Source organism: Streptomyces sp. NPDC088254 (genome assembly GCF_044740925.1).
Lineage (GTDB): Bacteria > Actinomycetota > Actinomycetes > Streptomycetales > Streptomycetaceae > Streptomyces.
Genome location: NZ_JBIURQ010000007.1, coordinates 25,196 through 37,806, shown reverse-complemented (window position 1 = coordinate 37,806; position 12,611 = coordinate 25,196). Strand labels below are relative to the sequence as shown.

At 71.3% G+C, this 12,611-nt stretch carries 11 protein-coding genes and 1 pseudogene; 3 read left to right on the top strand and 9 right to left on the bottom strand.

Annotated elements, in window-relative coordinates; translation table 11 throughout:
- Positions 1 to 7 precede the first annotated feature (7 nt).
- The 6 genes from recX to ACIOC0_RS20830 form a co-directional block, all read right to left on the bottom strand.
- A complete protein-coding gene (recX, locus tag ACIOC0_RS20855; RefSeq protein ID WP_402156625.1) occupies positions 8 to 808 on the bottom strand; it encodes a recombination regulator RecX in 801 nt (266 codons plus the stop codon).
- A 3-nt stretch (positions 809 to 811) separates the two neighbouring features.
- Complete coding sequence (gene recA / locus ACIOC0_RS20850; protein ID WP_402156623.1) at positions 812 to 1,942, bottom strand: recombinase RecA; 1,131 nt, start codon at positions 1,940 to 1,942, stop codon at positions 812 to 814.
- Positions 1,943 to 2,210: 268 nt separating this feature from the next.
- Entirely contained in the window at positions 2,211 to 3,473 is a 1,263-nt protein-coding gene (locus tag ACIOC0_RS20845; protein ID WP_402156622.1) for an AI-2E family transporter, read from the bottom strand.
- Between the two features lie 89 nt (positions 3,474 to 3,562).
- Positions 3,563 to 3,757: a DUF3046 domain-containing protein gene (locus ACIOC0_RS20840; protein WP_402156621.1), complete on the bottom strand. Its 195-nt coding sequence runs from the start codon at positions 3,755 to 3,757 to the stop codon at positions 3,563 to 3,565.
- A 173-nt stretch (positions 3,758 to 3,930) separates the two neighbouring features.
- Positions 3,931 to 4,629, bottom strand: coding sequence for a response regulator (locus ACIOC0_RS20835; protein WP_402156619.1), 699 nt, complete (start codon positions 4,627 to 4,629; stop codon positions 3,931 to 3,933).
- Complete coding sequence (locus tag ACIOC0_RS20830; protein ID WP_402156618.1) at positions 4,626 to 5,918, bottom strand: sensor histidine kinase; 1,293 nt, start codon at positions 5,916 to 5,918, stop codon at positions 4,626 to 4,628. The genes ACIOC0_RS20835 and ACIOC0_RS20830 overlap by 4 nt, the downstream gene beginning before the upstream one ends.
- 221 nt (positions 5,919 to 6,139) lie before the next feature.
- Between ACIOC0_RS20830 and ACIOC0_RS20825 the strand changes: the two genes are divergently transcribed.
- From ACIOC0_RS20825 to ACIOC0_RS20815, 3 genes are all read left to right on the top strand, one after another.
- Positions 6,140 to 6,832, top strand: coding sequence for an ABC transporter ATP-binding protein (locus ACIOC0_RS20825; protein WP_402156616.1), 693 nt, complete (start codon positions 6,140 to 6,142; stop codon positions 6,830 to 6,832).
- Entirely contained in the window at positions 6,829 to 9,243 is a 2,415-nt protein-coding gene (locus ACIOC0_RS20820) for an ABC transporter permease (protein WP_402156614.1), read from the top strand. Before ACIOC0_RS20825 ends, ACIOC0_RS20820 begins: the two co-directional genes overlap by 4 nt.
- 299 nt (positions 9,244 to 9,542) lie before the next feature.
- Positions 9,543 to 10,487: a hypothetical protein gene (locus ACIOC0_RS20815; protein WP_402156613.1), complete on the top strand. Its 945-nt coding sequence runs from the start codon at positions 9,543 to 9,545 to the stop codon at positions 10,485 to 10,487.
- Between the two features lie 88 nt (positions 10,488 to 10,575).
- On the opposite strand, the gene ACIOC0_RS20810 is transcribed toward ACIOC0_RS20815, so the two are convergent.
- The 3 genes and pseudogenes from ACIOC0_RS20810 to ACIOC0_RS20800 all read right to left on the bottom strand — a co-directional run.
- Positions 10,576 to 10,884 (bottom strand): AzlD domain-containing protein, encoded by a 309-nt coding sequence (locus ACIOC0_RS20810; RefSeq protein WP_402156612.1) that lies wholly within the window; start codon positions 10,882 to 10,884, stop codon positions 10,576 to 10,578.
- On the bottom strand, positions 10,881 to 11,651 hold the full coding sequence (locus ACIOC0_RS20805; protein WP_402156611.1) for an AzlC family ABC transporter permease: 771 nt from the start codon (positions 11,649 to 11,651) through the stop codon (positions 10,881 to 10,883). Before ACIOC0_RS20805 ends, ACIOC0_RS20810 begins: the two co-directional genes overlap by 4 nt.
- A pseudogene (locus tag ACIOC0_RS20800) lies at positions 11,534 to 12,598 on the bottom strand (AraC family transcriptional regulator); the annotation flags it as partial. The pseudogene ACIOC0_RS20800 and the gene ACIOC0_RS20805, both read right to left, overlap by 118 nt.
- Positions 12,599 to 12,611 lie beyond the last annotated feature (13 nt).

Sequence of the window (12,611 nt, the reverse complement as noted above, 5' to 3'; positions counted from 1 at the left end):
ACTCTCGTCAGAACTCCCCGTCCTCGCCCAGGAACTCCGTGTCCTCCCCCTCCTCCTCGAGCGCCTGCCGGACCACGCGCAGGGCCATCCCCTGCGAGTAGCCCTTGCGCGCGAGCATCCCGGCCAGGCGGCGGATCCGTTTGTCGCGGTCGAGGCCGCGGGTGGCCCGCAGTTTGCGGTCGACGAGTTCGCGCGCGGTCGTCTCCTCCTGCTCGGTGTCGAGCTGGGCGACGGCCTCGTCGATCAGTGCGGGGTCGACGCCCTTGGTGCGCAGTTCCTGCGCGAGCGCCCGCCGGGCCAGCCCCCGGCCGTGATGGCGGGACTCCACCCAGGCGGCCGCGAAGGCGCTGTCGTCGATCAGTCTGACCTCCTCGAACCGCGACAGCACCTCCTCGGCCACGTCGTCCGGGATCTCCCGCTTGCGCAGGGCGTCGGCGAGTTGCTTGCGCGTGCGCGGGGTCCCGGTGAGCAGGCGCAGGCAGATCGCCCGCGCCCGCTCAGCCGGGTCCCCTGAAGACGCCTCCCGCTCGGCCCTCGACGAGGAGGGAGCGCCTTCGTCCTCGGCGGACGGTTCCCCGAAGCCGCGCCGACGGCGTCCGCGCCCGCCGCGCGGACGGGAACCGCCCTCGTCGCCACCCCCCGCTCGGCGGCCGTCGAAGGAACGGCCCTCGCCGTCCTCGCGCCCGCCCCCGTGCGGGCCGTCCCATGAACCGCCGTCCGGCCAGGTCTCACCGACCCCGGCGGGTCCGACCCCGGCGGATCCGCCGGGGTGCGCGTCGCTCTCGGCCCAGTCCGTTCGTCGTGTCACGGATCAGCTCTTGGCAGCCGCGGCCTTGTTCCGGGTGGTTTTGGCTGTGGGAGCGGTGACGGCCTTGGCGGCGTCGTCCGCCGGCGCGCCCGTGGCGGCCGCGGTGTCCGCGCCCGGCTCGGCGGCGGGATCCTGCGGGCGCACGCCGACGCCCAGCTTCTCCTTGATCTTCTTCTCGATCTCGTTGGCGAGGTCGGGGTTGTCCTTCAGGAAGTTGCGGGCGTTCTCCTTGCCCTGGCCCAGCTGGTCGCCCTCGTACGTGTACCAGGCGCCGGCCTTGCGGACGAACCCGTGCTCCACGCCCATGTCGATCAGACCGCCCTCGCGGCTGATGCCCTGGCCGTAGAGGATGTCGAACTCGGCCTGCTTGAAGGGCGGCGCGACCTTGTTCTTGACGACCTTGCAGCGGGTGCGGTTGCCGACCGCCTCGGTGCCGTCCTTCAGGGTCTCGATGCGGCGGATGTCGATGCGCACCGAGGCGTAGAACTTCAGCGCCCGGCCACCGGTCGTGGTCTCCGGCGAGCCGAACATGACGCCGATCTTCTCGCGGAGCTGGTTGATGAAGATGGCGGTGGTCTTGGACTGGTTGAGCGCGCTGGTGATCTTCCGCAGGGCCTGGCTCATCAGGCGGGCCTGCAGACCGACATGGCTGTCGCCCATCTCGCCCTCGATCTCCGCGCGCGGGACGAGCGCGGCGACGGAGTCGATGACGATGAGGTCGAGGGCGCCGGAGCGGACCAGCATGTCCACGATCTCCAGGGCCTGCTCGCCGTTGTCGGGCTGCGAGAGGATCAGGTTGTCGATGTCGACGCCGAGCTTCTTCGCGTACTCGGGGTCGAGGGCGTGCTCCGCGTCCACGAAGGCGACCTGGCCGCCGGCCTTCTGGGCGTTGGCGACGGCGTGCAGGGTCAGCGTGGTCTTACCGGAGGACTCCGGTCCGTAGATCTCCACGACGCGGCCGCGCGGCAGGCCGCCGACGCCGAGAGCCACGTCGAGGGCGGTCGAACCGGTCGAGATGACCTCGATGGGCTCCATCGACCGCTCGCCCATGCGCATGACCGCGCCCTTGCCGAATTGCCGTTCAATCTGTGCGAGAGCGGCGTCCAGGGCCTTCTCGCGGTCGGTTCCTGCCATGGGTTCCACCCGGTTTGCTTGAGTCGATCGCTTCACGTCAAAGACGCTAACGCCTGCCACTGACAATGCGCCCCGACACTGGTCCGGCCTGTGGATAACTCGGGCACTTATCCCCTTGAACCGGGACGAAGTCCCCGTCGAGAGGCTTGCCGGAGCCTCCATCAGAATAGATGTTCGATTTTCGTGTCAAGCGCGCCCCATGACCCGACGCCCCCGGCGCCCGGCCGCCTCGGGAGGCTCTCGCCCCCGTCGGCCTCCCCCGCCGCGGTCAGCCGGACCGTTCCCTCCGGCGGCCCGCGCGTTCCCTCGTCGCCGCCCACGCCTTCCGCGCCCGGTCGAGCAGCCCCGGCCCTTCGCCCCGGCGGCGGTGCCCGTGGACACGCGGGTCGTCCGTCACGTCGTACCGCTTCACATAGGCGCCCAGGAAGGCCTGGAGCGTGGCGACGGCCGGGATGGAGATCAGCGCTCCGACCGCGCCGAGAAGCGCGGTGCCGGCGATGACCGAGCCGAAGGCGACGGCGGGGTGGATGTCGACGGTCTTCGACGTCAGCTTGGGTTGCAGCATGTAGTTCTCGAACTGCTGGTAGACCACGACGAACACCAGCACCCACAGCGCGTACCAGGGGTCGACCGTGAAGGCGATCAGCATGGGCAGCGCGCCCGCGAGATACGTGCCGATGGTGGGGATGAACTGGGAGACCACGCCCACCCACACCGCGAGCACGGGCGCGTACGGGATGCCCAGGGCCTCCAGGAGGATGTAGTGCGCGATGCCCGAGATCAGCGCCATCAGCCCGCGTGAGTACAGGTAGCCGCCGGTCTTGTCGACGGCGATCTCCCACGCGCGCAGCACCTCCGTCTGCCGGGCGGGCGGCAGCACCGAGCACAGGGCGCGCCGCAGCCGGGGCCCGTCGGCGGCGAAGTAGAACGAGAACAGCGCGATCGTCAGCAGCTGGAAGAGACCGCCGAGGACCTGGGTGGAGACGTCCAGGACGCCGGCGGCGCTGTTCTGGGCGTACTTCCGCAGCCACTCGGAGTGGAGCAGGCCCTCCTGGATGTCCACGCGCCGCAGTTCGGTGTGGAACGTGGTGTTGATCCAGCTGATCACGGAGTCCAGGTAGTCCGGGAAGTCCTCGATCATCTTGATGATCTGCCCGGCGAGCATCGAGCCGAGCAGCGTGAAGAAGCCCGCGAACGCGACCAGCAGGCCGAGGAAGACCAGGAAGGCCGCGAGGCCCCGGCGGACGCCGCGGGCGGCCATCCGGCTCACCGCCGGTTCCATGGCGAGGGCCAGGAAGAACGCGATGAGGATGTTGATCAGCAGGCCGATGAGCTGGTGGAAGGCCCAGGTTCCCAACTGGAACAGGGCGACCAGGGCGAGCGCGAGCACCATCGCACGCGGGAGCCAGCGCGGCATGCGCGCGCCCGGCGCGGTGTCGGTGCCGGCGCCGGGCCCAGGCCCGGCGGGCGGCGTGGTGTCCGACAGGGTCGCGGGTGGGGCGACCTGCCCGTTCTCGTCAGTGGGTGCCACGGCTCAAGTCTCGCCCACGGCACCGACAACCGGGGACCCCGGTGCGATCTTCACCTCGGATTCGGCGCAACCGGCACGGCCGGCAGGGATCAGCGCTTCTCCTGCGGCACGTTCATCACCGTGCACACCACGCGCCACACGGCCTTGGCGTCCCAGCCGGCCGCCAGCGCCTCGTGCACGGTGCGCCCGCCGAGCTCCGTCATCACGTGATCGCGCGCGAAGGTGTCGGCGTACCCCGCGCCGAAGTGCTCGTCCATCCGCTGCCAGAAGACCGTCAACCGCATGATTTGCGCTCCGCACCTGCCATGACCTGCATGTTTCCCACTCTTCGCGCCTCCGCACCCCGTCAGGGGGTGTCCGGGGAGTCGCCTCCCCACCGAACCAAGCATCCATGGCGGCGCGACCTCGCGTGCCGGCGTCGGGCATGAAATGCGTGTATGTACGCAGAGTAAAGCCCTCACCCGTTCACCTTCGAGGCGTCGCCTCCCGGGGCGATCAGTCCCGTTTCGTAGGCGAAGACAACGGCCTGGACCCGATCGCGCAGATCCAGCTTCGACAGGACGCGGCCGACGTGGCTCTTGATCGTGGTCTGGCTGAGATGGAGACGGGAGGCGAGTTCGGCGTTGCTGAGGCCCGTGGCGAGCAGACGGAGCACCTCCAGTTCACGCGGGGTCAGGGTGGACAGATCACGGTGAGGGGCGATGGCCTGTGGTTCGTCGTGCTTGGCGAAGCGTTCGATCAGGCGGCGGGTGATCGTGGGTGCGAGGAGAGCATCGCCGGACTGCGCCAGACGCAGCGCGGCCACCAGGTGCTCCGGGGAGACGTCCTTGAGCAGGAATCCGCTGGCACCGGACGTGAGGGCTGCGTAGACATAGTGGTCGAGGTCGTATGTCGTGAGGATGATGACCCTGGTCCCCTGCAGACCCTCACTGCCCAGGATGCGCCGGGTGGCCTCGATGCCGTCCATCTGCGGCATCCGGATGTCCATGAGAACGACGTCGGGCCGCGTGCGACGGACTGCTGCGACGGCCTCGGCCCCATCAGCCGCCTCAGCGGCCACCTGGATGCCGTCCGCGGCCAGAATCATCTTGAAGCCGGTGCGCACGAGGGCCTGGTCGTCCGCGATGACCACGCGCAGCGGTGTGGCCGCCGTCATGCCGCGTTCCGCGGGATACGGGCCGTGACCCTGTAGCCGCCGGCGTCTGTCGGTCCGACCGTCAGCCGGCCTTTGTAGACGGCCAGCCGCTCACGCAGACCCAGGTGGCCACGGCCGTTGCTCTCCGCTGGCGAGAAGCCCTTCTCGCCGCCCGTGTCCGTGACCTCGATCTGCAGACCGGTGTCGGTGTAACCGATGGAAAGCGTCGCCTCCGCGCCGCGTGCGTGTTTGACGGTGTTGGTCAGCGCCTCCTGCACGACGCGGTACGCCGCGAGGTCCACGCCCGGCGGCAGCGGTTCCGGCGGCAGCGACAGCTCGACGCTCACGGGCGTCCCGGCAGCGCGTACCCGCGCGACCAGCGCGTCGAGCTGCGCGAGCCCGGGTTGGGGCTCCAGGCCGTCGGGCTCGTCCTGATCGGCGGCTGCCAACAGGCCCATCACGTGCCGGAGTTCTGCCATGGCGGCCCGGCCTCCCGCCTCGACGGCCAGCAAAGCCTCCTTGGACTGCTCCGGCATCACGTCCATCACCTTGCGTGCCGCGCCCGCCTGGATCACCATCACGCTCACATTGTGAGTGACGACGTCATGCAGCTCGGCAGCGATACGGGAACGTTCCTCCTCGACGGCCCGGCGCGCGGCCTGCTCCTGAGCCTCCTGCAGTTCGGCCACCCGGAGCCTGCTGGACGCCAGACGCAGGTGCAGGAAACGAACGAGGCTGGCCAGCATCCCGGCCACCAGCAGCACGAAACCCGGGCTGGACCATCCCGGGACCACTGGCTCCGCATTCCGGAAGGCGAAACCGGACAACACGGCGGCGATCACCAGTATGGCGATCGACAAGATCCGGTATCGGCTGTGGACGACGGCGCTGTAAGCGGCGATGACACAGGCCAGGATGGTGATCCAAGAGGCCGAGCTGCCGATGGCCAGGCTTGCGCCCAGCACTGTTATGAAGACGGCCAGCGGGTAGCGGCGCCGCAGGGCGAGCGGCAGCGTCGACATGAGGACCAGGGCCCAGGGCACAGGAGAAAGGCCTTCCTCCACAGGCGCCTGATCGGGGCCGGGCGGCGGCGGGGCCGGGATGCCGGTGCCGACGTCGATCTTGGGCGGGTCGATGGACACCGGTCCGTTCCCGGGATAGCGCACCGCGACGAACACAGCGACGGCACTCAGGACGATCGCCAGCACCACATCGGCGCGCGCTGCTCGCCCGGACGGCGTGGCCTTCGCCTCGGGGCGTAACGCGTCCACGAGCTGTCGCTGCCGGCCGCGCCAGTCATCCGTCTCCATCCGCACATTGTGCTGGGTTCTGCACTCGTCCCACGTCCGTCCGACTGACCACGGCCCCCTCCTCGGGTCCTCATCCTCAAGGAGGAGTCCGCGACCGGATCGTCCGAAGGAACGGGCGGGTATCGGTTCCGCGGCCGACGCGCACCGCCGTTACCGCCCCCTAGGTTCACAGGGCCGGCAACAGCACGCGCCTCTCGCGACCGTAAGGACGGGCCTCTCCCATGAACCAAGTGATCGAACTGGAGGGCGTGGCCAAGCGCTACGACAGCGCCGGCGCGACCGCGCTCGGACCGCTCTCACTGAGCGTCGCCAGGGGCGAGGCCCTCGCTGTGACAGGTCCTTCCGGCAGCGGCAAGTCCACGCTGCTGAACCTCGTCGCCGGCTTGGACAAGCCGACGGACGGCGCTGTGATCGTGACGGGCCGACGGATCGACCAGCTGAGCGAGCACGCCCTCGCCAGGTTCCGGCGCGCGCACATCGGCATGGCCTTTCAGTTCTTCAACCTCCTCGACGACCTCACCGTCGCCGACAACATCCAACTCCCGGCACAGCTGACCGGCACCAGCCGTCGCGAAACCGCGTCCCGCGCAGGCGAACTCATGGAGATGCTCGGCATTCAGAAGCATGCCCGCGCCTACCCGGGCCGGCTGTCCGGAGGCGAACGCCAGCGAGTCGGTGTAGCCAGGGCGCTGATCAACCGGCCCGAGCTGCTGCTCGCCGACGAGCCGACCGGTGCGCTCGACACCGCGTCGGGCCACGACGTCCGCGACCTGCTGATGGACCTGCACCGCGGGGGCCAGACCATCGTGCTGGTGACACACGACCTGTCACTGGCGGAGGCGATCGCGAGCCGCGCCATCCACCTCGTGGACGGTCGCCTCGCCCGCGACACGTATGCGAAGGCCGTCCGATGAGCGTGTTCGGTAACGGCGCGCTGAGCCGGGTCGTTCGCTGCGGGGTGAGCCGGCGGCGTGTGCAGTCCGTGGTGATCGCCATCGCCACGATGATGGCCGTGGCTTCGGCCGTGGTTGCCGGGTCGCTGATGGTGGCCGCGGCCGCGCCCTTCGACCATGCCTTCCACAAGCAGCGAGGCGCCCACATCACCGCGCAGTTCGATCCGGCCAGGGTGAGCACGGCGAAGCTGGCGGAGACGGGGAGGCTGGACGGCGTCACCGCGAGCGCGGGGCCGTACTCCTCCACGGCGTTCCGCCCGGTGGATCAGACGGGCTTCCGGCTTCCGACTCTTACCCTTGTCGGGCGGTCCGGTACGGACGACGCCGTGGACCGGGTGGAGCTGAAGTCCGGTCAGTGGGTGCAGAGGCCGGGCGAGATCGTGCTCAACACGTCCTTCGAAGGGCCAGGCGTCGAGATCGGCTCCACCCTCAGGACGTCGGACGCCACGAACTCCCCGGCCTTCAAGGTGGTCGGCTTCGCCCTGTCGGCCAGCAAGACCGCCGACTCCTGGGCGACGCCGGCGCAGGTTGACGCGGTGGCGTCGCAGGGGCACCCCGTCATGCGGCAGATGCTCTACCGCTTCGACTCCGCGGACACCATGGCGCAGCTCCTCGCCCACCGGGCGGTCCTCGCCTCCGCCACGGGCTCCGGAGCGCTGCTCGGTACGCAGTCCTGGCTGGACACCAAGCGCGCCGCCGATCAGGCTGCGGCGGCGACCGTTCCGTTCGTGATGGCGTTCGGTGTGCTCGGCATCGTGATGTCGGTGATCACCGTGAGCAGCGTCATCAGCGGTGCGGTCGGCACCGGTCTGCGCAGGATCGGCATCCTCAAGGCCATCGGCTTCACTCCGCGCGAGGTCGTCCGCGCCTACGTGGCCCAGGCGATGATCCCGGCCGTCGTCGGCATCGTTCTGGGCGTCCTGCTGGGCAACCTCCTGGCCGTGCCGATGCTGGCGGATACGCAGTCGGTGTACGGCACCGTCTCGCTCGCGGTGACCTGGTGGGTGGACGTCACGGTGCCGGCCGCCGCCCTGCTCGTCGTGGGGCTCGCGGCTCTGATTCCCGCACGGCGAGCCGGAAAGCTGCACACGGTCGAAGCCATCGCGGTCGGCCGGGCGCCGCGCAGGGGGCGCGGGCAGCGGGCCCACCGGGCGCTGGGCCGGCTGCCGTTGCCACGACCGGTGACCTACGGTCTCGCAACCCCCTTCACTCATCCGGTCCGCGCCCTCGCGATGCTGCTCGCGGTGGCGTTCGGCACCATCGCGGTGACCTTCGCGGTGGGGCTGACCTCGTCGCTGGGCGCGATCAGCGCGTCGCAGGATCCCGAGAGCCGTGCCTCGGTCACGGTGACGACGGTCAAGATGAACACCCTTGCTCCCCCGCCGCCTCCCCCCGCAGGCGGCGAGGCGAGCCCGCCTCCCGTGGCCGACGGCCGGCCGGACCCGTCCAAAGCCAAGCCCGCTGACCCGGCGAAGGTGAGATCCGCCATCACGTCCCAAGCGGGCCTGGACTCGTACTACGGCAAGCTCCAGACCGAGGTCGTCGTGGCCGGCGTCTCCGGGTCGGTTCAGGCCCGCCTCTACGAAGGCGATTCCCGCGACGGCAGCTACGAGATGCTCTCGGGACACTGGCTCACCGGCAAGGGGCAGGTCGTCGTGCCCTCCCGCTTCCTGGAGCGGACCAGCACCAAGATCGGCGACACCGTGCGGGTGACCTACGAGCAGCAGAGCGCCGACCTGAAGATCGTGGGCGAGTCCTTCGACACTTCGGGCAACCAACTGGAGATCCACGCGACCATGTCGGACTTCCCGGCGGCCGCGCCCAGCACGTTCCTCGTCAAGGTGCTGGCCGATGTCTCGGCGGACGACTACGCCCGCAAGCTCGCGTCGGTGGTGCGGCCACTGGGGGGCGACGCCACGACCATCCCCCCGGACGAGCAGGAGGGGGTCATCCTCATCATGAAAGCGATGGCAGTGCTGCTCACCCTCATGCTGGTCGCCGTGGCGGGCCTCGGCGTGCTCAACTCCGTCATCCTCGACACCCGGGAACGCGTTCACGACCTGGGCGTCTGCAAGGCGATCGGGATGACGCCCCGGCAGACCGTCAGCCTCGTGCTCGCCTCGGTGACGGCGATCGGTGCACTCGGCGGGCTGCTGGGCGTGCCTGTGGGATACGTCCTGCACGGATTCGTCATGCCGGTGATGGCACGCGCCGTGGGCACCACCATGCCGTCGTCCGTGCTCGATGTGTACGGGCCGGCTCGGCTGCTCATGCCGGGACTCGGCGGCGTCGTGCTCGCCGTGCTGGGTGCGCTGGTCCCGGCGGGCTGGGCAGCCAGGACCCTGACGGCCACCGCGCTGCACACCGAGTAGCACCCGCGGTCGGTCGGGCGAAGACACAGCTCTCCGTGCAGCCGGGACGGTTCTCACGGGCCGGTTTCACTCCTCTCGTCTGGCCGGCGCGGCCGGCGCCGCATCAGGGGTGGGATCACGGCGACGACGTCCCCGACGCCGATGGTGCCCGGCGCGGTCACGATCGGGTATCGCCAGATCCGCCCGAGGCCATCCGCTGCCGGAAGACCGTCAACCGCATGACATCCGTGTCCCGCGCGCGGGGGTGGCCCCGGCCGGGACCGCCTGCCGGGACCGCTTCGCGGCCTACGGTCTGATCCATGGCCGACTCCGGAGCATCCCCACTCCCCCCGACGACCCAGGCGCGCTCCCCGCTCTCCCGCGCCGAGCACTTCGTCTGGCTCACCGCGCGCGTGCTCGAACAGCGCCTCTTCGCCTACCACTTCCTGCACGGCGGCGCCGATCCCGTGGAGACCGCGCTCGACGCCTACCGCAACGAGGACGGCGGTTACGGCCACGCGCTCGAACCCGATCTGCGCGGCCCCGTCAGCCAGCCCCTGCACACCGCGCGGGCGCTGCGCGTCCTGGACCGTCTCGGGCGCTGCGACGGCCGGCGCGTGGAACACGTGTGCCGCTATCTCACCGCCGTGTCGACCCCCGACGGGGCCCTGCCCGCGGTCCACCCCAGTCAGCGCGGGTATCCCGCCGCCCCGTTCGTCCCGATCGTGGACGACCCGCCCAGCGCACTCCTGGCCACCGGCCCGGTGGTGGGCCTGCTGCACCGCAACGAGGTGTGGCACGCATGGCTCTTCAGAGCCACGGACTTCTGCTGGCACGCGGTGGACTCCCTGGAGACGTCCCACCCCTACGGGATCGAGGCGGCCGTGGCCTTCCTGGATTCCGCCCCCGACCGGCCGCGCGCCGAGGCGGCTGCGGACCGGCTGGGCCGCCTGGTCCGCGAACGTCGGCTCGCCGTGCTGGACCCGGACCGCGCGGACGCCTACCCGGTGGCGCCCGGCTACGCCCCCGGCGAGCACCACTTCCCTCACGACTACGCCCGTACGCCGGGCTCCCTCGCGCGCGCGTGGTTCACCGACGACGAGATGGCCCGCTCCCTGGACTTCCTCGCCGGCGACCAGCGGGAGGACGGCGGCTGGCCGATCCGCTGGCGCGCGTGGGCGCCGGGCACCGCCCTGGAGGCCCGCCCCATGGTGACGATCGACGCCCTGCACACGCTGCGGGCGCACGGCCGCACGATCGACTGACAGGCGGACGATCGGCCGGCATCCGGACGCACGGATCACCACACGCGCACGATCACCTCGCGCGGCCGCCGGCGACCCCGGCGACCGCTCAGCCGCCCAGTGCCCGGACCCCCGCCGTCACCGCCACGGCCGCCGCGACGACCAGCAGGAACGGTGCGCGCAGGACGAGCGCCACGGCGGCCGCGGCGAGCCCCGCCGCCCTCGCGTCGAGCACGAGCGCCTGCCCGTCGGCGAAGGTCTGCTGGGCTGTGAGGGCGGCCAGGAGAGCGACCGGGAGCAGTGCGGCGAGCCTCCGGACCAGGGGCCGTTCCAGAGCGCCCGCCGGGACGAGCAGCCCGGCGAGCTTGACGGCGTAACAGGCGACGGCGGTCACCCCGATGGCGATCCAGACGTTCACCGCTCCCCCTCCGCGTCGCGCTCAGCGGCGGCGCGCTCCGACGTGTCACGGCCCTGCGGCGCGCCGCGGCGGCCCTCGGCCCACAGGGCGACCGGCGCGGCGAGCGCGGCCACCAGGACGGGCACTCCGGCGGGCAGCAGGGGCAGCAGGCCGAGCCCCAGCACGACCGCGAGAGCGGCGGTGAAGCGCTCGGTGGCGGTCTTCAGCATCGGCGCGAGCAGCGCCAGGAAGACGGCGGGACCGGCCGCGTCGAGCCCCCACGCGTCCGTGTCGCCGATGGCCTCGGCGCCCAGGGCGCCCAGCAGTGTGGTGAGGTTCCACAGCACGTAGAGGCTGATGCCGGTGACGGCGAACCCGAGGCGCGCCCCGCGCCGGTCGCGCTGCGCCAGCGAGACGGCGGTCGTCTCGTCGATCACCCACTGTGCGGCGAACGGGCGCACCGCGCGCGGAAGGGCCAGCACCTGCGACAGCCGCAGGCCGTAGAAGGCGTTGCGCACGCCGAGGAAGAAGGCGCCCGCGGCCGCCGTGAAGGGGTTGCCGCCGGCCGCCAGCGCACCGACGAGCGCGAACTGGGACGCGCCGGTGAACACCAGCAGGCTGAGCGCACAGGTCTGCCATGCCGTGAGCCCGCTGCCCGCCGAGGTCACCCCGAAGGCGAATCCGGAGAGTCCGACGGCGATGCCGACGCCGAGGGCGTCCCGTACGACAGCGGCGTCCGGTCTGCCTCCCCCGCCGGGTCCTGTGCTCGCGCGCGCCGTCCGGGCCACTTGTCCTGTCCGAGCTGTCTGTTCTGCCACCCGTCGGACGGTAGGAGCAGCCGGCGCCGCACGTCTTGTACGTTCTTGCGCTCGCGTACGTCCTCGGGCTCGCGTACGTCCCTGTGCTGCCGAGCATCCTCGCGGCCGCGCTGGTACGCGCCCGGAGGCACGCCCACGATCCGCGTGAAGTGCCGGTTGAGGTGGGGCTGGTCGGTGAACCCGACGGCCACGGCCGCCTCCGCGGGCGGGATGCCGGTGTCCAGCAGCCGCCGCGCCCGACGGACCCGGGCGTCCGTCAGCCAGGTGTGGGGCGGCATCCCGTAGGCGTCCCGGAACGCCCTCAGCAGGGCGAAGGGGCTGGTCCCGAGATCCTGCGCGAGGTGCTCCAGGGTGGGCGGGCCGGTCATCCGCTCCTCCAGTACCGCACGCGCGCGTGCGGCGATCCGCCCTCCGGCCGTGCGCACCGCTCGCTGGGGCGCCGGTCCGCCGTTGAGCCGCAGCAGCCGGGTCACGGCCACTCGCAGCAGCGTGTCGGCGGCCAGTGCGTCGCCCTCGTCGGCGGCCCGCAGCACCCGGTGCACCAGCGCCGCGGCGTACGGGTCGTCGAGCACCGGGCTGACGAACCCCGGTGCCCCCTTCAGCGTGGTCGTCTCGGCCGCGATCGCCGCCACCACCTCCGGTGACGGATACACCGCCCCGTACCGCCAGCCCTCGGGCACACCGGCCCGCCCGGTGTGCGGGGTGTCGGGGTTGACCAGCGCGAGCGCGCCGGCCCCGGCGTACTGGTCGCTCCCCCGGTGGTGGAACACCTCGACCCCGTCGGCGATGGCGGCGATGACGAAGTGCTCGTGGGTGTGCCGGACGAACGTCTTGCGGACATATCGGGCACGGAGCAGGTCCACCTCCGGCAACTCCGCGTACCGCCAGTGCCGCGCCATCTCTCCGGAACCCGCCATACCCCCATTCTGC